Source organism: Pseudarthrobacter sp. S6, from assembly GCF_050156575.1.
In the GTDB taxonomy this organism is placed as follows: Bacteria; Actinomycetota; Actinomycetes; order Actinomycetales; family Micrococcaceae; genus Arthrobacter.
Genome location: NZ_CP189581.1, coordinates 3,481,084 through 3,506,192, shown reverse-complemented (window position 1 = coordinate 3,506,192; position 25,109 = coordinate 3,481,084). Strand labels below are relative to the sequence as shown.

At 59.9% G+C, this 25,109-nt stretch carries 17 protein-coding genes and 3 pseudogenes; 6 read left to right on the top strand and 14 right to left on the bottom strand.

Going from position 1 to position 25,109, the window contains the following annotated elements; translation table 11 throughout:
* The first annotated feature begins 6 nt into the window (after positions 1-6).
* Together ACQCS0_RS16805 and galU are read left to right on the top strand one after the other, a co-directional pair.
* Positions 7-789 (top strand): enoyl-CoA hydratase/isomerase family protein, encoded by a 783-nt coding sequence (locus tag ACQCS0_RS16805; protein WP_426939902.1) that lies wholly within the window; start codon positions 7-9, stop codon positions 787-789.
* Between the two features lie 61 nt (positions 790-850).
* Positions 851-1,740: pseudogene (galU, locus tag ACQCS0_RS16800) on the top strand (UTP--glucose-1-phosphate uridylyltransferase GalU).
* Between the two features lie 40 nt (positions 1,741-1,780).
* Here galU and ACQCS0_RS16795 read toward each other — a convergent pair.
* The 11 genes from ACQCS0_RS16795 to ACQCS0_RS16745 all read right to left on the bottom strand — a co-directional run bounded on the left by ACQCS0_RS16795 (position 1,781) and on the right by ACQCS0_RS16745 (position 14,614).
* Entirely contained in the window at positions 1,781-2,161 is a 381-nt protein-coding gene (locus ACQCS0_RS16795; RefSeq protein WP_426939901.1) for a VanZ family protein, read from the bottom strand.
* 341 nt (positions 2,162-2,502) lie between these two features.
* A complete protein-coding gene (locus ACQCS0_RS16790) occupies positions 2,503-3,096 on the bottom strand; it encodes an LPXTG cell wall anchor domain-containing protein (protein WP_426939900.1) in 594 nt (197 codons plus the stop codon).
* A gap of 178 nt (positions 3,097-3,274) precedes the next feature.
* Positions 3,275-5,137 (bottom strand): DUF4012 domain-containing protein, encoded by a 1,863-nt coding sequence (locus tag ACQCS0_RS16785; RefSeq protein WP_426939899.1) that lies wholly within the window; start codon positions 5,135-5,137, stop codon positions 3,275-3,277.
* 39 nt (positions 5,138-5,176) lie between these two features.
* Positions 5,177-6,622, bottom strand: a complete 1,446-nt coding sequence (locus ACQCS0_RS16780) for a sugar transferase (protein WP_426939898.1) — start codon at positions 6,620-6,622, stop codon at positions 5,177-5,179.
* 107 nt (positions 6,623-6,729) lie between these two features.
* The gene (locus tag ACQCS0_RS16775; RefSeq protein ID WP_426939897.1) at positions 6,730-8,256 is read right to left on the bottom strand and encodes a polysaccharide biosynthesis tyrosine autokinase; all 1,527 of its coding nucleotides are present in this window, start codon (positions 8,254-8,256) and stop codon (positions 6,730-6,732) included.
* Positions 8,257-8,440: 184 nt separating this feature from the next.
* A complete protein-coding gene (locus tag ACQCS0_RS16770; protein WP_426939896.1) occupies positions 8,441-9,601 on the bottom strand; it encodes an aminotransferase class I/II-fold pyridoxal phosphate-dependent enzyme in 1,161 nt (386 codons plus the stop codon).
* 24 nt (positions 9,602-9,625) lie between these two features.
* Positions 9,626-10,642 carry an SDR family NAD(P)-dependent oxidoreductase gene (locus ACQCS0_RS16765; protein WP_426939895.1) on the bottom strand — a complete coding sequence of 339 codons (1,017 nt, stop codon included), beginning with the start codon at positions 10,640-10,642 and terminating at the stop codon, positions 9,626-9,628.
* On the bottom strand, positions 10,639-11,697 hold the full coding sequence (locus tag ACQCS0_RS16760; RefSeq protein WP_426939894.1) for a sugar phosphate nucleotidyltransferase: 1,059 nt from the start codon (positions 11,695-11,697) through the stop codon (positions 10,639-10,641). The genes ACQCS0_RS16765 and ACQCS0_RS16760 overlap by 4 nt, the downstream gene beginning before the upstream one ends.
* Positions 11,690-12,862, bottom strand: a complete 1,173-nt coding sequence (gene neuC, locus ACQCS0_RS16755) for a UDP-N-acetylglucosamine 2-epimerase (protein WP_426939893.1) — start codon at positions 12,860-12,862, stop codon at positions 11,690-11,692. The genes ACQCS0_RS16760 and neuC overlap by 8 nt, the downstream gene beginning before the upstream one ends.
* A 1-nt stretch (position 12,863) precedes the next feature.
* Complete coding sequence (locus ACQCS0_RS16750; RefSeq protein WP_426939892.1) at positions 12,864-13,916, bottom strand: N-acetylneuraminate synthase family protein; 1,053 nt, start codon at positions 13,914-13,916, stop codon at positions 12,864-12,866.
* Complete coding sequence (locus tag ACQCS0_RS16745) at positions 13,913-14,614, bottom strand: transferase (protein WP_426939891.1); 702 nt, start codon at positions 14,612-14,614, stop codon at positions 13,913-13,915. Before ACQCS0_RS16745 ends, ACQCS0_RS16750 begins: the two co-directional genes overlap by 4 nt.
* A gap of 504 nt (positions 14,615-15,118) precedes the next feature.
* On the opposite strand from ACQCS0_RS16745, the gene ACQCS0_RS16740 reads away from it, so the two are divergent.
* Entirely contained in the window at positions 15,119-15,874 is a 756-nt protein-coding gene (locus tag ACQCS0_RS16740; RefSeq protein WP_426939890.1) for a cytidylyltransferase domain-containing protein, read from the top strand.
* Between the two features lie 337 nt (positions 15,875-16,211).
* Here the strand turns inward: ACQCS0_RS16740 and ACQCS0_RS16735 are convergent.
* Positions 16,212-17,658, bottom strand: a pseudogene (locus ACQCS0_RS16735) (IS1380 family transposase).
* Positions 17,659-17,918: 260 nt separating this feature from the next.
* Here ACQCS0_RS16735 and ACQCS0_RS16730 point away from each other — a divergent pair.
* Positions 17,919-18,212, top strand: coding sequence for a putative transposase (locus tag ACQCS0_RS16730; RefSeq protein WP_426940234.1), 294 nt, complete (start codon positions 17,919-17,921; stop codon positions 18,210-18,212).
* Between the two features lie 4 nt (positions 18,213-18,216).
* Here the strand turns inward: ACQCS0_RS16730 and ACQCS0_RS16725 are convergent.
* A pseudogene (locus tag ACQCS0_RS16725) lies at positions 18,217-19,189 on the bottom strand (ISL3 family transposase); the annotation flags it as partial.
* A 151-nt stretch (positions 19,190-19,340) separates the two neighbouring features.
* Between ACQCS0_RS16725 and ACQCS0_RS16720 the strand changes: the two are divergent.
* Together ACQCS0_RS16720 and ACQCS0_RS16715 are read left to right on the top strand one after the other, a co-directional pair.
* Positions 19,341-21,734, top strand: coding sequence for a putative transposase (locus ACQCS0_RS16720; RefSeq protein WP_426939889.1), 2,394 nt, complete (start codon positions 19,341-19,343; stop codon positions 21,732-21,734).
* Positions 21,620-22,890 (top strand): IS3 family transposase gene (locus tag ACQCS0_RS16715; protein ID WP_426939888.1). Its coding sequence is split into 2 segments (ribosomal slippage): positions 21,620-21,905 and positions 21,905-22,890, totalling 1,272 coding nucleotides; the frame shifts between segments, so codons are not numbered across the junction. Before ACQCS0_RS16720 ends, ACQCS0_RS16715 begins: the two co-directional genes overlap by 115 nt.
* Positions 22,891-22,990: 100 nt before the next feature.
* On the opposite strand, the gene ACQCS0_RS16710 is transcribed toward ACQCS0_RS16715, so the two are convergent.
* Positions 22,991-25,081, bottom strand: a complete 2,091-nt coding sequence (locus ACQCS0_RS16710; protein ID WP_426939887.1) for a putative transposase — start codon at positions 25,079-25,081, stop codon at positions 22,991-22,993.
* Between the last annotated feature and the right edge of the window lie 28 nt (positions 25,082-25,109).

The window sequence follows — 25,109 nt, the reverse complement described above, 5'->3', positions numbered from 1 at the left end:
GAACCCATGATCTCCCTCTCCATCGCCAATAACGTGGCCGAAATCGTCCTGGACGCGCCGTACAAGCTGAACTCCCTTGATGAGCAGGCGCTCACGGATTTAGCACAGGCGAACGACGACGCCGCTGCCGCCGCCTCACGCGGTGAAGTCCGGGCGCTGCTGCTCAGGGGAGAGGGCCGCGCCTTCTGCGCCGGCCGGGACATTTCGGGCGTGACGCCGAAGACGGACGACGCCGAGGCGTACCTGGGCGGGCTGGTGCAGCCGCTGCTCAGGAAAATGAGCGAGTTCCCGGCGCCGACGTTCGCCGCCGCGCACGGTGCGTGCCTGGGTGTGGGGCTGGGCCTGCTGCTGGCCACGGACGTGGTGTACGTGGCGGAGAACGCGAAGTTCGGCTCGCCGTTCGCCAAGCTGGGGGCAACGCTGGATTCGGGCGGGCACTGGTACTTCACCGAACGGCTGGGCATGCACCGGACCCTGGATCTGATCTACACGGCCGAGCTCATGACCGGGGCTGAGGCAGTGGCGCAGGGCATGTTCAGCCGCGCCATGCCCGCCGACGAGCTGCTGGACCAGACGCGTGAGATCGTCGGCAGGGTGGCGCTGGGTGCCACGGGCGCGTTCACGGCGAGCAAGGAGCTGGTGGCGCACATCCGCGACCAGCGGCTGGGTCTGTGGGACGCCATGGCCGAGGAGAACGCCGAGCAGGCCCGCCTCTGTAAGAGTGCGGACTATGCCGAAGGCTTCCGGGCGTTCCAAGAGAAGCGAACGCCGGTCTTCGAAGGCCGGTGATTGAGCCTGTCGAAATCAATTGCGAATTTCCACCACTGATTTGTAAAGTGCACCTATTACTATGGGGAAATCTATTACTAAAGCCGTCATTCCTGCTGCCGGCCTGGGGACGCGCTTCCTGCCTGCAACGAAGGCGATGCCGAAGGAAATGTTGCCGGTGGTTGACCGCCCGGCCATCCAGTACGTTGTGGAGGAGGCCGTCAAGGCCGGCCTCAACGACATTTTGATGATCACTGGGCGCAGCAAACGTGCCCTCGAGGACCACTTCGACCGCGAACCCGGCTTGGAGCGCGCGCTGGAGCTCAAGGGCGATCAGGGTCGCCTGGACCTGGTGCATGAGGCGTCCGACTTGGGCCCCATCCACTACGTCCGCCAGGGCGAAGCCAAGGGCTTGGGCCATGCCGTGCTCTGTGCGCGTCAGCACGTGGGCAACGAGCCCTTCGCTGTACTGCTGGGCGACGACCTCATCGACGAGGCCGAGACCCTCCTGACCACCATGATCGAGGTGCAGCAGAAGACCGGTGGTTCCGTTGTTGCCCTCATCGAGGTGGACCCCTCGCAGATCAGTGCATACGGCTGCGCGGACATCACGGCCATCGAAGGCGAAGACTACGTCCGCGTCAACGAATTGGTCGAGAAGCCGGCCATCGCCGAGGCGCCGTCCAACCTGGCTGTCATTGGCCGGTACGTGCTGCACCCCTCGGTGTTCGGCGTTCTGGAGAACACGAAGCCCGGCCGCGGCGGAGAAATCCAGCTGACCGACGCGCTCCAGACCAGACCCTGGCCGCCGGCGAAAGCGAAGGATGGGGCGTGTACGGGGTGGTCTTCAAGGGCCGGCGCTTCGATACCGGTGACAAGCTGAGCTACCTCAAGGCGGTCATCACGCTGGCTTCCGAGCGCGTGGAGTTCGGCGAGGACTTGAAGACCTGGCTGAAGGCCTTTATCGGCTAACTCCTGAAGCCCCTGTAAGCGCCTACAGGCCTGCCGCTGACTAGCGGCCGGCCTGTAGGCGATTAAGGGCCGTAGCGACCAGAAGAGCGCCAATTACGGCCCCTCCAGTGTTTGTGACAAGATCCAGCGCACTTGCGAACCGATTGTGAAGAAACAGCAGCTGGCCCAGTTCGATGCACCCAGAGACAAGTAGCCCAAAAATTCCGATCTCCCACCAAGGGTTTTTCGGATATGCCAGCGCCGCCACTCCGCCAAGCGGAATAAAGAGCACTACATTGGCAGTTGCTTCGACGAATTTGTAATTGAGCCAGGCGGGAATCCCGTGGGCGTGGAGGAATTTAAGGACTCGGGCGAGCTCGCCCTGCACGGGTTGATCGACGGGGCTGGGCCAGAACGCGATCAGCGCCAGCGGGATCAGCATGGCTACCAGGGCGGCGCGCCAGAGCCTCGGATTATCAGCGTCTCTCAAAAGGCCCTCAGGTCCTTAGCAGGGACAGGGCTGCCGTTCCTAACGATGCTGCGGCCAATATCCCCAAGAGTATGTAGGGGAGCGCCTGACGTTGGGGGAGGGGGACGGAGAAGTCGAACTGCCACGGTGTCTTGCGCCAATGTCTCCCCATAGGTCATAAATACCACAGGCATGGTGCCTGCGTCCGTCGATTCGGTGGTTGAGCCTGTCGAAACCTTAAAGGCAGAGGGTGGGTGGTTCTCCGGTTTCCCGGAGAACCACCCACCCTCTTTGGTGCTTGTGAAGTACTGAGGTTACGCTGCTGCCTCGGTCTTGGCGCGGCGGCGAACTACAACTACCGATGCTGCGCCCGCGGCCAGTGCGCCTGCGCCCACCAGGGTCCACAGGATCAGGCCGGAGTCGGCGCCGGTGTTGGCGAGTGCTGCACCGCCGCCGGTGTTGGCGAGTGCTGCACCATTGCTGGCGAAGCTCGGGTCCACTACAACCGTGACGGGGCCAACAGTGATGCCAGAGGTGTTACCCGTTGCCGTGACGGAGTAGGTTCCGGACGTGGCGATGGTGAGCGGGAACGCGAACGCGCCCTGCGCGTCAGCAGTGGCAGGGAAGGTCTGGGGGGCCAAGAACACCGGGATCTTTGCCGAAACCGAGGTGGCACCGATGGTGGCACCGCCGGCTGCGGGCGGGTTGCCCGGTGTCACGGTGATGGTGAGTGATTCGCCGGCGAACATTCCCTGGCCGCGGAAGACGAACTGCTCGCCCGGGCCAACGGTGCCGTCAGAAACGGCGGCCTGCGGCGGAAGGGCCGGATAGGTGGTTGCCATGGCGGGTGCTGAGCCGATCAAGGCGACGGAGCCAGCAAGTGCGAGTGCTGCGAGTATTTTTTTCATTAGTGTCCCCCCGGAGACGTAAAGTTATTGGTGTACCCGATTGAGGAGGTTCCTCTCCGCACGAGACCTGTGCGAAAATCCCGGATATATATCCCAAAAAGACGTTACCACTTGTGTTGAGCTGTGAGCAATGTCAATCAGGACGGTTTACATAGTGTAAACGCGCCCGCCACGCTCGCTAGCCGCACGGCAAGGTTTGTGTCGGCAGGATCACGTCCTTTACAGCTTGAACCGTGGGTGTGACAACCAGATTAGGCTCCGTGTGCTGGACAATCTTCCCGAAGGTAAATTCCACGGTTTTGCTTTCACCAGGCGCGAGCTTGACGGCTAGTACTCCGACTGGCCTGTTGGCGTGCCGGTGGGCAGCGAAATCGGTCCTTTGCCCGTCCAATTTAGCCGTTTCCATGTTCGCCTGAACGGGACCGTACGCCACGATGTTCGTCTGAACTGATCCGGCAGGTACGCCGAAGGCGCCGCCACCGGTGACGTAGGCCGGCAAGGAAGTCGCCGCGTCCGCCGGTGCGGTATTTATGCTCGTGACGCGAACAGTTGTTTGTTCGTACCCGTTCTGCGAGCACTCCTTCACGAGCTGGACAGTTCGTTTGACGTAGTAATCCATCTTGGCGCCGGTTCCGTCGTTGAAGTAAACACCAAACTGGGCGGGGGCAATGCTGGGTCCCGTAATGGATCCACTCAAGGCGTACTTGGCTATGACGGACTGTTCCGTGGGCAGTCCCGACCAGACAAGAACACGACTCTCTTCGGTGCCGCGTGTAAGCCCTTCAATGAGGCGCTTCGCATCTCCCTTGCCGTCGGACAATGCTGCGAAGATCTCTTGAGCGACGCCGGCGAAGTAGGCATCTTGAAGAGCGGGCTGCTCGATCTTCGCATATACGTCGGAGAGCAAGGTCTGGACGACGTTCTTCCCGGTCAGCTCTGTGGGCAAGCCTACAGATGCCAGGGCCAAGAGCTCTGGATGGGTGAGCTTGACAGGGCCAGTGGCATCCAGAACGTAGCTTAATGCCACTGGGTCGATGGAGATCACACCGTCAACACGTTGTCCGGACTTTCTCTCCCACATGGCCTGAGCAGTGTTGGCCGCTGTTGGAAAGTCGGGCGTTAGGTTCACATCCTGAATGAACTTGCCCGCGCGCCCGGAGTAGATCTGTTGTTGTTCGGGGTCCAAGGGCACTATAGGGGTCATGACCCCTATATCACTCGCGCTGCTTTGCGAGCCGAGCGTCAGACTGCCGTTGTCCAGGTTGAGAATGGCAAGCGCACCAGGTATGCCGCCTGAAGCTCGAGACTCGGCATTGTTTTGGATGATGAGGAGGTAATTGCGTGGTGTTTGCGAGCCGAGCATTCGGGGCGCGAGGTTCGAGGCGTTGGCTGCTGCGTCTAAGGCACCGGACATCTCGTTTAATTGGGTCCGTGCTCGCGTCAGCGGGTCCGCGACTTGAGGCAACAATGAACTCGCATCGAGCTGATTAAGTCTGTCGGCCGATAGGCGGACTGCTTGGGCTGCAGTTGAAATGCTTGGGGACGCGGCTACCAGGGAGTCCAGATTACTGCCGGCGCTATTCGGAAGCAGAGTTTCCCAATGAAGAGAGCCGGATACGTTGACGAGCGGTTTTAGACCAAGATTTGCCACATCATCCGCAGTGGTGGCAACCGTGCGTGTGGCAGAGAAGTTTTCTCCTAACCATGGAAGTTCTCCGGCGGCAATCCACAGCGGATCGTTGCTGGCTTCCCGTGCTTTGGATGTATGAGCTATGAGTGATTCGAGCGTATCCGCCGCGGGTGCCGCGTCGCTTCGAATGATCTGATCTTTGAGCATTGGTAGCAGTTGGCTGGCCGAAGTGAGTTCGGTATTCAGGGTGTTCGCCTTCTGTCCCAGCCAAGCGGCACAGCCTCCGCCCGCAATTAAAATGCCTGCCAACGACAGTGTGCTGACGAGAATTCTCCTGCGAACGCTCCACTTTCGTTGTGACGAAGTCGATTTAGGGTCGACGTGGAAACGAACCTCGTTGTTACGCGCCATAGGTGCGGGTGTTCCTTTCATAACGAGATGAGCCATCCATTAGTAGGCGCCTGTGCTCCGGAATACGGCCCGAATAGTGCGCAACATGATGACAAGATCGCCTGCCAACGACCAGTTCTCTACGTAATAAAGGTCCAAGCGCACAGAATCCTGCCATGAAAGGTTCGACCGCCCGCTAACCTGCCAGAGTCCGGTCAGTCCGGGCTTCACAAGTAGGCGCCGGCGTACGTCGTGTTCATACACGGCGACTTCTTTTGGCAGCGGTGGTCGCGGTCCAACTAGGCTCATTGACCCCACTAATATGTTGTAAAGTTGCGGCAGTTCGTCGAGACTATATTTTCTTAGGAATTTACCTACCAAGGTGACTCTTGGATCATCCTTGATCTTGAAGAGCACACCATTTCCTTGATTTTTATCGGCCAAATCTGCAAGTCTATCTTCAGCATCGACGACCATTGAGCGGAATTTAAGCATTCGAAAGTGCTGCCCTTCCATCCCGACGCGTTCCTGACTAAATAGGACAGGACCTGTACTGCCGGTCTTAACCAACACCGCCAGGACGATCATGATCGGGAGCGTAGCAACAATCAAAAACCCGGCGGTACAAACGTCGAAAAGCCGCTTGGCGACGCGTTGGCCGCCCTCTAGCGTCGGCGTAGTCACGTGTATCAGCGGGAGACCGGCTACTTGTTGCGTGTGAATTCGCGGCCCGGCGATGTCTGTCAGTGCTGGGGCCATTATCAATCCCACATTGCGAGCCGCGAGTTCCCACCCTAGGTGCCGGATGGTCTGAGGGTGGAGTTGAACTCCAGCCGAGATCGCAACCGCATCGGCTCCACACTGGTCGATGGCGGCCAAAATCGACGCTGTGCTGTGGTCATGGCCTAGCACTGGAAGCCCTGATTCTGGCTCGGTTGAGAGACCGGAGTGCACTCCTGGAACGTAGGCGGCGACGGGCAGGTAGCCTGCATGCTTCTCACGTATCAACGAAGACGCGAGGTGGGCAACAGCGCTGGGTCCACCGACCAGCATCAACTTGGACATACTACGGCCGCTTGCACGGCGAACGCTTAGATGTTGCCTGAGGAGCCACCGTCCAAGAACCAAGCCAAGAACTCCTGCGGGAAGGGCAATGCCAACGTAGCCCCGCGCAGTATCAACCCGGAGCACATACGAAACAATGGCCACAAGTCCGAAGAGCCACAGAGATGCAGCCACGACTCGCTTGTATTCGTCAGGGCCTGCCCCAAGGATGCGACTCTGTCTGGAGTTCCAGGCGCCGAGCATGCACCACCAGACAACGGCCAAAAATACGGACAATAGAAGATATGGTGATTCCTCACCACTTGCTGTCCTGGGTTCGAACCCGAACCTGACAACGAAGGCTCCTATGACCGCCCAGGTAACGACAAATGCGTCGACGACCCCAATTAATCGGGAAGTTCGAACCTGCCAGTCATCATCCCGAATCAAGCGGGCCCCCATCTAAAGACACAATTCAGAGCATCAAGAAGATGCGTTGGAATTCTTGGATTAGTTCACAATAACTATGCCGGCCCTCGGCGGAACGGCGCATTCACAAAAGCGGTAAGTCAGTTGAGATTGGTGCGCGCATTTCGTAAGCGTCGAGGCAAGGACTCTAGCTCCGCTTCGTCCAGAAGAAGTTCTTCTGTTGAATGTGGTGGTGAAGTTGGAATTTTGATGTCCTCAGACGATTTTGGGACGTCGATTGAAGACGGACGCAGTTGGTCACGCTCTCGGTCAGCTTCGGGTGACGAGCTGTAATAGCCATACGAGTAAGCGTCTGTCCCCTTGCTGGGCAGTAGATTTAGTACCACGCCCAAAGTCCGGGCGCCGACCAAGCGTAGTGCGGTTAATGCCTTTTCTAATTCGTTCTGCCGCACGCTCTTGCAGCCAACTACAACTACCACACCAGAAACATAGCTGCTTAGTACGGCTGCATCGGTCACCGGTAACAGCGGGGGCGCATCGATTATTACCGTATCAAAGGACTGCTCAAGCCTTTGAACAAGCTCACGCATAGCGGTGGAACCTAAAAGTTCGCTTGGATTGGGAGGAATGCGTCCAGAAGTGACGACGAACAGATTATCTTCACCCCAAGGTTGAATGACGTCATCGAGCTCCGCGGAACCAATGAGAACGGTCGTTAGACCAACTTCGCCTTCAAGCCCGAGGTACGAGCCGATCATCGGTCTCCGAAGGTCTGCGTCCACCAGGCAAACCGAAGCCCCAGATTGGGCCATGGCGACTGCAAGATTTGCGGCAGTCGTGCTTTTTCCTTCGCCGGGCAGAGAAGAAGTAACGACTACGGCGCGCGACCCGCCATTGACATTAGAAAATTGTAGGTTTGTCCGAAGCTGGCGGAAGGACTCGGCTCTTGGACTCTGCTGCGTTGCCTGTGTCATGAGCGGGGACTTGGACGCTGATTCGTCGAAGGATATGGCGCCGAGGAGGGGGGCGTCCGTTACCTTTCGCATGTCAGCCTCGCCGCGGATTCGATTGTCGAGAGTCGTCCGAAGCATTACTGATCCGAAGCCCAGACCGAGACCAACGAGGGTCCCGAGAAGAAGGTTCAGGCGAACATTGGGTCCAGTCGCAGATACTGGGACTTCTGCCGGGCGAATTATGGAGAGTGAGACAGGAGACGTTCCCCCGGACTTGGGACTTTCAAGTCGATCCACGGCGGATATTAGGCTCGTCGCGACTCCTTGAGCTATAGCAGCGGCCCTCGCGGGCGAGCCGTCCACCACTGCAATACTGATCAATACAGTGTTGAGATCTGCGGATGCTGTGACTCTTTCGGACAGTTGCTGAGAAGACACTTCGAGGCCCAGCGAGTCGATAACTGGCTGCAACACAACGGGCGTTTCAACGGTTCGAATATAGGATTGGACGCGCGCTTGACTAAATGTGTTGCCCTGCTGGAGTTCCTGCACGCTCCCTGAATTCTGAATCGCAACGAACAACTCGGCGTTGGCGGTGTAAGTCGGCTTCATCAGAACGGACATGACACCGCTTGCCAGAAGCCCGACTAGAGTCAGGGACACTAACAGCACCCAGTTTTGGCGAAGTGTCTTACTGTACGCGCGTAAATCCAAAGCGAGATCTCCCTGAAGTTGAAGTTGGGGGTGACATGAGGACGAGCTTTGGGACTGTCCGGGCCCTTGGAGTTAGCCTATCGTGTTGACTTTGAAGCGCATTCAAAACTCGGATTGATGGTTGTGCTCTTCTTGTCGTCAGAATGGTCCCTGCGCAGGAATCTGTCGACTTAGTACGTCGACATTAGACGTCGACCGATTCCAGCCGAAGCCAATCAAGAACGCGGCCTATGACGCGGTCTTGTTCGGCTTCGCCAAGATCGGTAGAGCACGGCAGTGACAGTCCTCGAGAGAAGAGATCCTCGCCGACAGCACCGCCCAGCGTTGCTTCTCCGACTAGCGGTGGTTGCATGTGCAGCGGTCGCCACAGGGAACGAGACTCAATGCCTGTCTCAGCGAGGAAGTCCTGAAGTTCGTCCCGCGCGCCTGTACCTCGGGATTTTGGTACGAGCACTGAGTACAACCAGTACGTAGACTCTTGCCCGTGGAGTTTTGGCGGTGTCTGGATCTCGGTGCCTGTAAAAGCAGCTGCGTAGCGTTCTGCTATGTCACGCTTCCTTGCGATGAAAGAGTCAAGCCGCTCTAACTGAGCAACTCCGAGGGCCGCAGCGATATTCGTCAGTCTGTAGTTAAATCCGATTTGATCGTGGAGGTATCCGCGATCCGCAAGTCTTGCCTGGGTGGAAAGGTGTTTCGCCTGGGCGGCAAGGCTGGCGTCATTCGTAGTAAACATGCCGCCGCCGCCGGTCGTCATGATCTTGTTGCCGTTAAAGGAGAAGGCACCCATATGGCCAATAGTGCCTACATGTCGTCCATCGAGTGGTCCGTCTGTCCAAACGGCGCCGAGTGCCTCCGCGGCGTCCTCGATGAGGAATATTCCATACTCATCGGCTAATTCCCTGGCCGCCAAGGCGTCGGCAGGCTGCCCAAGGATGTGGACAAGCTCGATAGCCTTGGGCAGCTTCTCCCCTGTTGCGGCCCGCCGCTCAATCTCGGTACGGAGGGCCGCAACGTCCATGCACCAAGATTCCGGAAGTGAGTCCACCAGCAGCAGTTCGGCGAACTGATAAGAGGCGGCATTCGAGCTTGCCATGAACGTGAAATCGGAAACGGCTACGAGGTCACCAGGTTGTACATCCGCCAGACGCATAGCGATGTGCAGCGCCGCAGTGCCGGAGGCGCAGGCCACCGCATACTTGGCGCCGACGTAGTCAGCGAATTTTTGTTCGAACTCGGAGACAAACTGCCCCACGGAGGAGACATACCCGCTGGCTACGGCCTCGTTGACGAGTTCGGCCTCACGGACGCCGATGTTGGGTACAGCTAGGGGGATGCGGCTTGCCACAGTTGCCTCTCTCAAAACAGTTGACTAGCGGGAGTATCGGGCGGCAGCTGATAGATCGACGCCGCGTTTACTGATCCATTCCGCCGAGGCCTTCAGGCCCTCTTCGAGGCTGACCTGTGGAGCCCATCCGATTTCGGTTAGAGCTTGAGAAGGATCGGAGAGCAGATGCATGACTTCGCTCGACTCGGGCCGGACACGTTCCTCCTGTGTGATGATTTTCGCGGTGGATCCGGTCACTTTCCGCGACATTTCTACAAGTTCGCCGATACTGACGTCGTGCCCGGTGCCGAGCTGGATGACCTGTCCCTCCAACGAGATGTCGGCGGTCGCGGCCTTAACGAAGCCGTCGGCCGTGTCGGTAACGAAGGTGAAGTCGCGGCGAGGTGACAGCGAACCCAAATGGATCGCCTCCGCCCCCGCGACCATTTGCTGCAGGACGGTGGGAATGACCGCTCGAGCTGACTGACGTGGCCCATAAGTGTTGAACGGGCGTAGAACAACGACTGGCGTCTGAAACGAGCTGGCCCATGCCTCGCACAGTTTGTCTGCTGCGATTTTCGTGGCGCTGTACGGCGACTGGCCGCGCAGTTCATTGTCCACGGTGATCGGAACGGTTTTTGGTGTGCCGTAGACCTCGGATGTCGAGGTGTTGACAAGGCGCGGAACGTCGTGGCGTCGGACTGCTTCCAAGACGTTCAAGGTACCGATTACGTTTGTTTCCACGTAGGAGCGCGGCGCCTGGTAGGAGTACGGGATGGCGATAAGGGCCGCGAGGTGCAGCACAACGTCGGAGCCGGCAACCAGGTCCGAGACGAACTCGGCGTCGCGTATGTCGCCCAGCTGGAGGTCCACCGAATCCCGTTCGGCGGGACTAAGGTCATCGAGCCAGCCATAGGAGCCGTTGGAATTGTAGACGCAGAGCGCGCGGACTGTGGCGCCTTCTGCGATCAGCCGCTGTGTAAGGTGACTGCCGATGAAGCCGTCGGCACCCGTGACAACTACAGTCTTGCCCTGAAGGTTCTGGTGGATCAAGGAGATCACTGGCCTTTCGCTGTTGCTAGGTCTTTGGGGGTTCCGACATCTATCCAGTCGGATTCAATCGGCCATGCCGCCACAGTCTTGGATTGATCAATGCAGGCCTGAACCAGGTCCGGCATCGAGAAAGGTTCCATGTACGGGACCATTGCCAATGCGTCAGGTGATACGGCATAGATGCCCGTGCTAATTTCAAACTCGACGCTAGGCTTCTCTGTGACTCCGGAAATGACCCCACTCTCACTCACATCCAGAACGCCGAACGGGACTTGGTGCGTATAGGGTCTCGCGGCGACAGTGACACTGGCGTTTTTTGACCCATGAAAGGCAAGCAGGTCGGCGGCCGAGTAACGCACCATCAGGTCTGCGTTCGTGACGATCACAGGATCGGAGATCCCTGGTACCTCGTGATTCAGAATACCAAGGGCCCCGGCGGTATTGAGAGGTTTTGCAGGGTCCTCGTGGAGGTACCGTATGGTGCAGCCAAGAGAGGACCCGTCGCCAAGATGATCTATGATCTTGTCGGCGAGGTAAGCCACGGATACATAGATGTTGGTTAGGCCAGAGTCTACAAGTCCGAGAATGATCCACTCGATGATCGTGCGGTCCGCCACCGTCATCAATGGTTTGGGTGTGTCCTTCGTCAGTTGGCCGAGCCGTGTGCCACGGCCGCCGGCCATGATGAGGGCAATATTGTTCAGCGGCTGCCTCCCAACTATGTCAGTAAGCGTGTGCAATCCAATCAGGCGGCCAGAATCATCCACCACAGGGATCTCAGTGATGCGCAAGCTGCGCATCAGATCGAGTACCGACGCTCTCGTCGCTTCGGGAGTCACCACGTGAGGCGTGGTAGTCGTTAGCTCTTGAATGCGGCCTTCAAGTTGGATCCCGCCTAGCAGACCTCGGCGGACATCTCCATCTGTGACAACTCCCCGGAGTTGTCCAAACTCGTCGGTGACCAGTGCTATGGCGGATGCTCCGCGGTCTATAGTCTGAAGTGCCTGTCTTACCGTAGCGTCCGGACTGATGCAGACGTTTTCCAAAGACCCATGGTTATTCATGATTCGATTCTCCCGCGCTGATGTCAATGAAGGATTTAGCTAGTGAAGCCGCCCCGCTGGAAGCGATAACTGTCTCTATTCGCTCCGCTGCCATCGAATCTCCGTACGGATTAACGATATGGGAGCAGGTTCTCTTAAATTCACGGCTCAAGGCCATTTCAATACTAGATCGAATGCGGAGTGAATCATGAGTGGAATGAATTACGTTCACACCGTGTTCCCGTCCCTTTTGTCGATCGCCAACGTTCACAACCGGTACTGCAAAGCTAGCCGCTTCGATAATTCCAGAGGAAGAGTTACCAACGACAGCATCAACTGTGGCCAATACACGAGGATAGAGAGCGCCTAGGCTCTCGGTGACGATGACGCCTGACCCGGGACCTGTATCTATTTTCAAGAGGGCTTGGACAATTTCGTCACGACCGGCGTCGTACCCCGGATATGTCAGGATTGCCGTCCCGGCGGCTGCCACAGACTCTTCGTAGACCACACGCGCAGCACTCCCAAACGCGCCGGTCTCGCGAGCAGTTTCTGGGTGGTATGTGACAAGAAGCAGCGGACGGATCAACGATCGACCGAACGCGGACGAAAATTCCTGTGCGGAAAGAGGCAGAGGTTTCGCCAACCGGTCTAGGCCCGGTGCGCCGGTTTGGTGGATGCGGTGGGGCGGTTCACCAAGTTGCGATACGCGGCGAGCGGCTCCTTCTGTGCTAACACAATGTTGATCTGCCAACTTCGTCACCGCGTGCCGGACTCGTTCGTCCATGGCGCCTTCTGTAACCTCGCCACCATGTAGGTGTATGACACGAAGTCCGTGGAGCACTGCTGGTGGGACTACATAAAGAAGCTCCCAGCGGTCCCCGAGGACAACAAGTGCCTCCGGTTTTACGGTCAGTATAAGGTCGGCGATTTTAGCGGAGAGCATTGGCCCGAGCGTAGTTTGGCTCTGAGGTGATGCTTGGCCAAGGTGAAGTGCTGTTGAATGGTGCAGGAAAGAGCCCGGCCGAAGGCCTGCTTCATGAAGCTGGATTTCCGCGTCACCATCTTCGAAACCCACGGCCGAAACGATGTGGAGTTCCACCAATGGACCATTTGCAAGGCGTTCGAGTACTGGGCCGAGAGGAAACAAGTCGGCACGACTTCCGATAAATGCCAACACCTTCATGTCAGACAAGATCCCCACTGAGTAGCTGCTGGCCAGCTGCCACGAAGCGTTTGGACATACGTCCGACGACGTGAGCCGAGGGAGCGAGACCTCCCTCGGGGCGAAGAATTACGACATCGTCAGCCGTCAGTTTGAACCCGGCGGGGATATCGCGTGCCGCATGGAATGAACGACGTACAAGCGGGGCATTGGCCTCCTCGCTGGGCATCCGCTGCTTTTTTCCATCTCCCAAGGCCGTCTGAGCGTCTCGAACATCCGCTACGTAACGCGCGAACTCGAATTTTTCCAGGGAAGCGGCATGATCGGGGCCGTTCCTTGTCTTGTCGGTTGTAATGTGCTTCTCGAGAAGGGTGGAGCCTAGAGCCGTTGCGGCAATTGCAGTCATTGATCCTGTTGTGTGATCAGACCATCCAACTTCCACGCCGAAGTCTCTGCGCATTGCTGGTATGGCGAGAAGATTGGCGTCGTCCACTGGTGCTGGGTAGGCCGACACACAGTGGAGCAGGACAGTGGCCGGGGCTGCGGCCGTAGCGACTAGCGCATCAGCGATTTCATCGTTTGATCCCATTCCAGTTGAGACGATTATGGGAATGCCGAACTGAGCGATCTCTCTTAGGAACGGTGTGTTGGTCAGTTCACCTGACCCAATCTTGAAACCAGGCACCCCGATATCAGCCAAGATGACTGCGCTGGCCAGATCAAACGGAGTCGACAGGAAAGTGATGTGACGTTCATTGCAGTGATCTCGGAGCTCAAACCAAGCTGCCTCCGGCAGCGTGAGTTTACCGAGCATTTCTGACTGCGACTCCGAAAAGCCAGCCTTGCGTTGGTATGGCGTTGTGGCAGCCCCCGCAGTAACTAGTGTATGAGGGTTGAACGTCTGGAACTTCACCGCGTTGGCGCCCGTTTCGGCAGCCATATCGATGAGTTCGTGTGCCACGTCAACATCGCCGTCGTGATTTACGCCGGCCTCAGCGATGATGAAGATATCCTCACCGTGGCCAATTTTGTGTGGGCCGAAGCTGACTGCCGTTGTCTTGGATTCATGAGTCACAGTGTTGAACCTTCCTTGGATTGCAAGATGCGTGCGGGAATTCCCGCGTATGTTTCCCCAGCTAACGCGTCACCAGTGACCACTGCACCTGCACCTATGATGGAAAATTGGCCGATTCTCAGGCCCGGTAGAACCCGAGCCCCAGATCCAATGAACACACCGAGGCCGACGCTTACTGCCCCCAAAATGACAGAGCCCGGAGCCAGATGGCTCCCACTTCCGACCACAGCGTCGTGCTCGACCACCGCGGACGTGTTGACTATAACTCCCGATCCAATATCGGCGCTTGGGCCAATGTGAGCGTGCTCGAAGACCTGGGTAAGCGATCCAATTTTTGCCGTGCTATCTACGGTGGCCGACTTCGCAATCAGCGGCGCGGTAAGCCGGGCCCACGGCTCGGTCGTGGCGATTAGTTCCGATACTCGCTTGCGAATGGCGTTGTCACCAATTGCGACGGCAATGGAAGTCGCTGTTGCGGCGGCCCACTCAAGAGCGTCCTTGTCACGGCGAAAAATCCGCGGCGAATCGCCGCTGTCAGACTTGAAGGGTTCCACGAGCCGATCGAAACCGGCTCCGGATTGCATGGCCTCCGCCAGGTTAGGATCCGAGATTCCTACTACGCGGTCGCCGCGGTTGCGAATTATGGCTGCAACGCTCTTGGCGTGGCCAGACCCCCCAATAATTAGCCAGCTGGTCACGTATACGGGTCAATCTGTTGCAGCTGCTCGGGATTCGGAGCCGTAGTCGTCGTGGAGGCGCTTCGTGGCCGTGGCCGACCATGCATTTTCGGCAGAATGCTGCCCAGCGTCTTGATATACATGAAAGTAGGGTTGCCTCGAGATCGTGCGGCCAGATGACGTCTACATCATACTCGTCACCCGCCGCTCAAATGACGCGTTTCCTTCTTCGAGCCAATGAGTATGCACTGTCTGTCTGAATGATCGGCAAAATATCGGGAATTGATAGGGTTGTCCTGCGTTGATGTATGGCGCCCGTAATGATTCGTCTTTTTGCATCTGTCGGATGGTGGGACTACTCGTGTCAGCTCCCACACTGACACGTCATTGTGGACTGCTTGGCGAATCGTTGACTGGGCGCACGTTGGCGCCGTTTAGAGTGTCAAGGCAATGAAGGTACCCTTAGTTCGTGCCTAGGTGTCTAACTCTGGACCCGGTAAATACGAAACTGAGGTCAATGCCGAAATGACTGACAGCTCTTTTGGCCCGCGTGTACTCGCCGTCATTCCTGCTCGCGGCGGTTCTAAAGGGCTTCCTGGCAAGAATATCCGGCCGTTATTGGGTAAACCTCTCCTTTCATATTCAGTCGCTTTGGCGCACCTCCTCAAGGCCGACGTAAGATGCATAGCATCAACAGACGATCTGAACATTGCAGAAATCGCCCGAACAGCCGGTGCGGAAGTCCCCTTTATTCGCCCCTCGGAGCTAGCCTCGGACACTGCCCCCACAAGCGCCGTTTTGAGGCACGCCCTCGAGGAGGCGGAGCGCATCTTCTCGGTGAAATTCGATATGGTGTTGCTCCTTGAACCGACTAGTCCTACTCGTACCCCGGAGACAGTTCAACAGGCAATTGACGCATTATGCGAGGCGCCGGACCTGGATGGAGTAATTGCCGTCTCTGAACCGTTCTTCAATCCGATATGGGTAGGCGTCAAGCCAGAAGCTGCCGGAACAGCATTGTCAAGGTATTTTGAGCAAGGAGCCGGCGTGGTTCGGCGCCAAGATCTGTCGCAGTACATGCGCATCAATGGAAACTTCTACGTCTGGCGAGCTGAATTTATTCGGCGAGTCGAGCGTAGTTGGTTCGATGAAGGCCGCCACGGCTATGTGGAAATTCCTGAATTGCATTCGTTCAGCATTGATGAAGTTGAGGAGTTCCAATTAGTCGAAGCAGTAGTGAAGGCCGGACTGGCTCCTCTCCCGGGGCACTCGAATTCGTAGAACTACCGGCTGGTGAATGATTTGTTGTGAGAATGCCAGGGTCCTCATAGCGAGGGAACATTTGGTTGTTGACAATGTTGTTTATCTCTCCAACACGCCACAGACTCGATTCCAGTCCGGCTGTCGGTCGCAGGCGGATACGTCGGCCAGGGGGTGGGCTGCATTAGCCCGAATTTTTCATGAAGGTCGGGCTGGCCTCCGGGTCCCGGTTTGATTCTCGTCCGGGTTGATTCTTTGGTTTCGGGCGCGCTGGTGGGGCCGGGTGTCGCTGGTTGGGCGTCGGGTTCCACGTCTCCGATGGGTCGCGCTGGTCGTTGTTGGGGTGGCCGGGTGGCTTTCAGGCCAGGAGCCGGCCCCGTTGTCGGAGACCGGTTTTCAACTCTGCAACGGCGGTCAGGAGCATGGTGATTGTGCCGGCTTCGGGGGCTTTGTCGGGGATGAGTAGCCGGGTCCGCCGTGCCCGGGTGATGAGTTTCCCGGCGGTGGCGAAGAGCCGGTAGCGCCACCGTTTCATGTCCCATCCCCGGGCTCTGTGGCCCGTTGGTAACGCGGTCAGTTGCAGCCAGGACACCAGATTCATGGCCAATGCTGCGATGTTTGCCCAGGCCTGATTGGCGTGGAAGTCAAAGAACGGAAGCTTCCCGAGCCCGGTGTTCTTCAGGGTTTTGATCCGGTTTTCACACCGTCCGCGGGCCCGGTGCCGGGCATCAAGGCTGGGCCCGTGCCAGGACGGCGAGTTGGTCAGGAACGCTGTCCCGGTGCCCGTCCACATCCAGCAGCGTCGCCTGCGCCCCGGGATGCAGCGGCTCGGCACGCAGATACAGGTTTGTCCCTGCCGGGTAGTCCGGGTAGTCGGTGAGCCCGAGGACGTCGGTGGCGTTGACGACCCACGCGTCCTTGCGTTCGTCGCCGGTCTGGTCCAGTGCCGGTTGCCAGTACTGCTTGTCGTTGATCCACGCGACCATGCGGGTCTTCATCACCGGGACCGGGTAGGAGACACTGAACTGGACCCCTAACGATGCGAGGTAGTGCAGGAATTTCCGGGATGCCCCGGCGCTGTCGGTGCGCACGAGGATTTTCTCACCCATGAGTTTTCCGTGCTGGTCGTAGAAGTCGTCGGGGAGTTGGGCGATGGCCTGGGTGAAGACCTTGATGTGGTCATCCGCGCTGTTTGCCCCGGCATTACCAGGGCGTAGGAGTGCCGCCAGGATCTCCCCGGTCCCGTTGAGTGTGCCGTAATCGACGCTGGCGATGAAGGGAGCGAACCCGTACCCGCCCTTGTATGTGCCGACGGCTTGTTCCTTGTCGCTGTGGGAGGTGACGAGGGTGGCATCCAAGTCCACGATGAGCGGATCCAGCGCTGTGGCCTTCAGGCCCGGGTTCCGGTCCCCGGCAGCCTCCCACACCCGTGAACGCAACTCCCGCGTCAACGTGGCGAACCCGTAGCTGAAGAGATCCGGGTTGGTCACGGTCCGCTCAAAGAACCGCGAGATCGTCGCGTTCGAAGCAACCTTCCCGAAGACCCCCGCACCTATCCGCAGAATATCCAGATCGGACACGTGCTCCCCGCCGCCGGCGAGCATGACCGCCAACGAGCCCAGGATCGTGCCGGGCCGATGGCGGGCCCCGGAGGGGACGAACTGGCCCAAACGGTCCTCGCACAAGCCCCGGAATCCGAGCGCGTCAACAAGGGACGTCACCACATTCAGCCCGGCGTGGGAGACCAGTTGCTGCCCCGTCGTGGCGACAGGAAGGGACGGGAAAACTCCGGTAATCTTGGACATCAGAAAGGTGCTTCTTTCAGCCGGTAGAAAAGTGCGTCAACAACACTATTTTCCCAGCTCAGAAGCACCTTTCGTCGCTTAAACACACCCTGCGGGCACCACCCTCATGAAAACCCCGGGTTAGTAGTCAGAGTATGGCGGGCACGCGAGCCGCATCTGGGCTGTTCGCGGTTCGTGGTAAATGGACTGCTGCTGGGAATGTTCATGCCGACGGTTTGGCGGCATAGCAGAGCTGGACACGTGTTTTACAGTCCTGGGATCTGGCTGCTGTGCTCTATGTTGACGGGCACGTCCGCGCCTACCAAGGCGGGAAGAAGATCGGGAAAGTCCACTCCACGAGGCTGAAGTTCCCGGTCCCGGCGACCGAGGAAACCTGGGTCTCCGACGCGCACGGGTCCCCGGTGCTGGTCGTCATGGCCAAACCCGGCACCGCCCTGACCGGTCAACTGCGGGCCCTGCTGCCCCAACTGCGCACCATCATCGGAGACTCCCGGCGGGTGCTGGTCGGTTTTGACGGCTCTTCAAGGTTCCCGGGGAATGGTCTGCTGAGATGAACGCTTATGCTGCCATCCGGGCTGCACTTCTCAAGAGGATACGCGATTTGTAGTTGTCCGGGTTCCGGTAGCCTCGCGCCGTGCGTTTGATGTGCTTTATCGCTGTGTTATTCGCCTCGACTTTGGCTGTTGTCGCGCCGGTGACAATGAGGACTTCGATCTCATTCCACCAGCGGCAGACGGTGCGGTAGAGCCTGTTGGTCTCGGGCATTGCTGCCCGTTCCACGAGGTCAGCAAGCGCGTTCTTCGCCGCACCCGCGTCCTCCAGGGAACTTGTGTTCAGTAGGGTGCGGAGCTGCTCCTTCACCTGCCAGGCGACCTCGAGGCTGCCCGTCGGGTCATCAGCGGCGAACACCCCGGCGAGTCGGTGGCGGGCGCGTTCTGAAAGGTTTTCGTTTGCTTTCAGCAGCAGCATCCGGTTCGCCCACGCCGGGTCCGTGGCCCCTGCCCCGCCGGCCCCTTACCTGCTGGGACAGGCCCTGACGGACCGTGGTGAGCATGTCGTTGGCCAGCATCGTCACGTGGAAAAGATCCACCGACACCGCCGTGCGCGGCAACCACATCCGCAGCGCCTTCCGGAACGCCGCGGACGGGTCAATCGCGACGACCTGCACCCCCAGCCGCCAGTCCAGCGGCCGGGCGAAGAGCCAGTCGCCGACACCCTTGTGGTCGCGTCCGTCCACGATGCCCAGGACCTGCCCGGTGTCCAGATCCACGATCGTTGTCATCCACGGTTCATACCGGGTCCAGGCCTTCGTGCCGGAGTCCTGGAAGAACCGCACCGACCGGTACCGGTGCTCGTCGATGCCCAGCATCCGCGGCGAAAGGAGGTCCACGTCGGGCAGGCGGAGCGCGGCCTCACCGATGACCTGTTGGACCAGCCACCACGAGATCCCGAACGCCGTGGCCGTCTCGGATACGGCACGGCCAGAATCGATGACCGCGTCCACCAGCGTCTCCCGGAGCCTGCGTGTAGATCCAGGACTCTGGACATGGTCGGTAGGTAGTTTTTGTGCTTCCTTGGATTTGCGGTGTTTTTGGTTGCTGGGGGCTGTTAATTCAATCCGTTCTGTGAGAAAATAGATTTGTGATGATTTTCTTGTGTGGGTGGGTGAAACAATGACTTCAATGACGATTCAACCTGCCCTGCCCGTCTTGGAAGAAGTCGGTGCCGCGCTCATTGGGGACGCGGTGGCGTTCTTCGATGGCAAGGCCTCTGGTGGAACGGTTTTCATTAATGGATTCAAGTCTTTTGAATGGCCGGCTGGCCGGGAAGACTTGCGACGTTTGGCTGCTGCCCAGCTGGTACAGGTCGGTGCGGCCCAGGTCAATGAAGTAGCTGCCGGGTTCGGGGTGACACCGGAATCCTTGCGTCGCTGGCGCAAGCTGCTCACCAGCGAGGGGCTGGTGGCCCTGGTGCCGGAAAAGAAGGGCCCCAAGCGTGCCTCGGTGTTGACGGAGACGAAAGCTGAAGAGATCCGCGCCTACCGTGCCACCGGGGCAAGCCTGCGTGCCACGGCCGCTGCAACCGGGGTCTCCACCGACACCGTCCGGCGTGCCGTGACGATGGCTGGCAGCCAGGATGCCGCACCCAGTGACGACGCAGCGCCCGCCCTGATGCTCTCAGAGCCGGTCCAGGAGGAGCTTCCGGTCCTGCCGGCACCCGTTGCCCGTTCCGTGGAGCGTGCCGCCGCGGGCGTAGTGGAGTGCGCGGTCCCGGCGTTCTTCCCGGCCGCCCGTATCCCGCATGCCGGGTTGTTCCTGGCTTTCCCCGCCCTGGAACGCTCCGGTCTGCTCGAGTGCGCGAAAGCCACTTATCGTGCGTTGCCGAACGGGTTTTACGGGCTGGAAACGATCCTGGCTGATGCGGTGTTGCGGGCCCTGGCTGGGGAAACACGCGCCGAGGGCGCGTCCCGTTTCAGCCCGGATGACCTCGGGCGGGTCCTGGGTTTGGATCGGGCCCCGGAGGTCAAAACGATCCGCCGTCGGATCAGCCAGCTCGCCGAAGCCGGCAAGGCGCAGGAGCTGATCGCGGCCCTGGCATCCCATCATCTGGGCAACCTTGGCCCGGGCGGGGAGAACCTGGCAGCGATCCTCTACGTTGACGGGCACGTGCGCGCCTACCAAGGCAGAAAGAAAATCGGGAAGTTGTACTCGACGAGGTTGAAGTTCCCGGTCCCGGCGACCGAGGAAACCTGGGTCAGTGACGCCCACGGCGCCCCGGTGTTTGTGGTCATGGCCGAACCAGGCGCGTCCCTGGCCGGGGAACTGCGCCGGCTCCTGCCCGAACTCCGTACCGCGGTGGGAGACTCCCGGCGGGTGTTGGTCGGCTTTGACCGCGGCGGCTGGTCACCAGCATTGTTCAAACACATGGCCGGGAATGGTTTTGACGTGCTGACCTGGCGCAAAGGCAAGACCGAGGACATTGACCCCTCCCTGTTCACCGAGGTCACCCATGTTGACGAGCACGGCGAAACGAGGGCCTGGTTGGCGGCGAACACGCTCGTTGACCTGCCCCTGGCAACAACGACGAAAACCAGCGGGGAAGTGTTTGCGCTCCGACAGATCAGCCGGATCGTGGCCGCGACCGGGGGCGGAACCCGGCAAATCCACATCCTCACCACCGAGGACCATTTGGCCACCGGGGAGGCGATCCACCGGATGGGGAACCGGTGGCGACAGGAAAACCAGTTCCGCTACGCCCGAATGCACTTCGACCTGGACTCCCACGATTCCTACACCAGCACCAATGACGATCCGGAGCGGATGGTCCCCAACCCTGCCAAAAAGAAGGCCTACCAAGCAGTCCTCGCCGCCAGGAAACACTACGCGGACGTCACCGCCAAGGTAGATGCCGGCGAACTTGCCCTGAAAACCCCACCTGCCGGCACCCGGGACTTCCTGATCACCAATGACATGATCAACCACCTCAAAGCACCACTCTGGACGGCCGAAACAGCACTCACCCAAGCCGAAGCCGCCCACGAGGCGTTACCGGCACGGGTTCGGCTCGGTGAACTCGCCCCCGGCCAGCAAGTACTCGACACCGAGACGAAACTCATCCATCACGGCATCCGCATGGCCGCCTACAACACGATGATGACCCTCGCCCGGGAGATCCGCACCAACACCGGCTACAAACGGGGTGCCGACGAAGCCCACGCCCTCATACGCCAAGCCTTTAGCCAATCGGGAGACATCGACCCCACCGTCCCCGGCCACTTGACGATCACCCTGGACCCGCTGCCCACAAAAGCCAAAACCAACGCCCTCGCCGAACTCTGCGAACACCTCAGCAGCACCGAAACCCGCTACCCCGGCACCGACCTCACCCTGCACTACAAAATCAAGATGATGAACCACCCTGGGTTTGATGGAGACTCTAACCTCACACGGAGAATAGAGTCATGGCAAGTGGTAGAAAATTTGATGAGGAAACCAAGGCCCGCGTGGTGCGGATGTATCTCGAGCGCCGGGGTGAAGTTGCCGGCGAGTCGGAAACGGCCGCCCGGAAGCACGTAGGTGCCCTGTTGGGCGTCAGCGCGGACACGATGCGGCCCTGGATCGTCCAGCACGAGATCGAGACCGGTTCCAGGCCCGGGGCGACGGTGGCGGAGAACGACGAAGTGAAGAAGCTGCGGCGCGAGAACGCCGAGCTGCGCCGGGCCAACGCGATCCTGAAGGCGGCCTCGGCTTTCTTCGCGGCCGAGATCGACCGGCCACACACCAGATAGTTGCCTTCATTACGGCCCACAAGGACCGTAAAGACGCCAAAGGCCTGCGATGGGGCGTCGAACCGATCTGCGCCGTGCTCACCGAGCACGGGACCAGGATTGCCCCGTCGACTTACTACGCCGCCATCAAGCGCGGCGTGTCCAAACGCGAACTCTCAGACAGGAAAATGATCGACATCATCAAGACCATCCATAAAGCCAATTTCAGCGTCTACGGTGTCCGTAAAATGTGGAAGAAGCTCCTGCGTGAAGGCCACGAGATCGGCCGGGACCGGGTCGGACGGCTGATGCGTGCCGCAGGGCTGCGGGGTGTGCTGCGCGGCGGACACAAGACCTTCACCACCCGCCGTGATGACCTGGCGGCAAGGTTCCCGGACCGGGTGAAACGCCAGTGGAATACCGGCGTCCAGGACAGGATCTGGGTCGCAGATTTTACGTATGTCTGGACGTACGCGGGGTTCTGCTATGTGTCTTTCGTCACGGACGCGGCGTCACGGCGGATCCTGGGCTGGAAGGCCTCGATGAGCAAAGAGACGCCCCTCGTCACTGATGCCCTCCATCAGGCCCTGTCGGTGCGCCGGCGTACCGACAGCGAGTTCACCGCGACCGGGCTGATACACCACAGCGACGCCGGGTCACAGTACACCTCCGTCATGCTCACCGAGCATCTGGTCGCTGCGGGCATGGAGGGCTCAATCGGTACCGTGGGGGACGCGTACGACAATGCCCTGATGGAATCGACCATCGGACTGTACAAGACCGAACTGATCGATTTCGACCGCTTCACCACCTGGAAATCACGCCAGCACGTCGAGTCCGAAACGGCCCGCTGGGTCCATTGGTACAACACCGAACGGCTGCACACAAGCATCGGGGACATTCCGCCAACGGAATTTGAAACCACCCATCAACAAACGTGTATTCTGTCAACGCAGACTGCATAAACGAAGTCTCCATCAAACCCAGCGCGGTTCATGAAGGCCTGAAACCCCACACCCGAAATCTCACCATGTCCCGAGTCCTGAGGACTCTGGACGTAGCGATTTAGTTTTTGAGTGACGTTTCTTTGTTTTTGATTTCGAATCGTAGGATCCGGTCCGTGCCCGGGTAACGGGTTTCGGTGGTGGTGAGGTGGGTGCAGAGCTCGCTGATCGCGGTGGTTGCCCGTTGGGTGGGGAGCGGATCGAGACGGATGGTGAGGTAGCCGTCGATGCGGGGGTCGATGTCGCCGCTGCCGGTGAGGGCCTGCCGGATCAGGGCGTGGCCTTCGTCCTCGCCGCGGGCGTAGCGGGTGTTGGTCCGGATTTCGCGGGCCAGGGTGGACGCGGTGTTGAACGCGGCCATCCGGATGGCGTGGGTGAGTTGTTTCGTCTCGGTTTCCAGGACCTGCTGGCCGGCGGCGATCTCGCCGAGGGGTACCCGGGCGGGGATGTCCCGGTGCGCTGCCTGCGCGGTCTCGAGAGCGGTTTCAGCGCTGAGCAGGTCCGCGGTGATCTTGTTGTGGATGGTGTTGGTGATCAGGATTGTGGTGGTTCCGGGCGGCGGGGTGCGGGCGGCGAGCATCGCGGCGTCGGTCTCGGCCAGGGTTTTCTCGTACCGGGTCCTGGCGGCGAGGACCTGCTGGTAGGCGAGGCGTTTGGCCGGGTTCGGCACTGACCGTTCCGGATCATCATCGGTGGATGTGTAGGCGTCGTGGGAGTCCAGGGCGAAGCGGATCTTGGCGTAGCGGAAGTAGTTTTCCTGCCGCCACCTGGCGCCCATCCGGTAGATGATCTCTCCGGCGGGCATGCCGGTGGTGGTGAGGATGTGGATCTGCCGTGACCCGCCGCCGGGGGTGTTGACCTGGCGGGACAGCTGGCGCATCGGAAAGACTTCACCGGTCGTCCCGACGGGCACCTCCACGGCGGTGTCGGCGGCTTCCCAGGTCCGGGTTTGTCCGTGTTCGTCGGTGTGGGCGACCTCGGTGAACAGGGATGACGGAATGTCTTCGGTGGTGCCTTTGCGCCACGTCAACACATCGAAGTTGTTCTCTGCCATGTGTTTGAAGAGTGCCGGGGACCAGCCGCCCCGGTCGAACCCGACCAGCACCCGGCGGTCATCCCCGATGATGGTGCGCAGTCTCGGCAGGAGACGGCGCAGTTCCCCGGTCAGCGCGGCCCCGGGCTCGGCCATGACCACCAGCACGGGGGCGCCGGCAGCGTCGGCGACCCAGGTTTCCTCGGTCGCCGGGACCGGGAACTTCAACCTCGTTGAATGGACTTTCCCGATCTTCCGCGTGCCCTGGTAGGCGCGGACATGCCCATCAACATAGAGCACAGCAGCCAGATCCCCGCCCTCGTCGTGACTGCCATTGAGGTGTCTGGCAGCCATGGCGGTCAGCAGCTCTCCGGCCTTGCCTTTCGTGGCCAGGGCGGCGGTTTTACGGCGGAGGGTTTTCACTTCCGGGGCGCGGTCCAGGCCCAGGACCCTGCCGAGCGCTGCCGGGTCGATCCGGGTGATCCCCTCGGCGCGTGGTTCCCCCGCCAGGGCCTGGAACACGGCGCCGGTCAGGATGGTCTCCAACCCGTAGAACCCGTTCGGCAACGCCCCGAAGACCTCCTTCGCGCACTCCAAAAGCCCGGTGCGCTCGAGGGCGGGCAGGGCCAGGAACAGTCCGGCCAGCGGCACCCTTGCTGCGGGTGCGAACACCGGTGCCGCGCACTGGACCAACCCGGTCCGGGCCCACGCCCGTTCGCCGGACCGGTCCACCGGTGCAGGGAGCACCGGCAACTCCTCTTGGACCGGCTCCGTTACCGGAGGACCCGGGTGCGCAGCAGCCGGCTCTTCCGGGGCCGGGGTTTCCATGGCCAGGGTGCGGCGGACACTGAATTCGGAGACGCCCACAGCCGCTCCAACGGCGCGCAGGGATAATCCCGTCGCACGAAGGGAACGGATCCGGGACATCACGGCGTCCGTCAGCCGGCTGGGCCCTTTCGGGCCGGACTTTTCCGGGGACAGGCCCAGCACACCGGCCGCGGCCAGGTCCCAGGGCTCCTGACACAGGAGGATGCTGGGGAGTGACTTCCGCGTGGTTCCGCTGATCTTGTCTGCGGGCTGGCTGTTAATTTTTCCCTGTTTGCGATAAAATCTAGACAAGATAATTGATCGTGATGAGCGGGGTGGG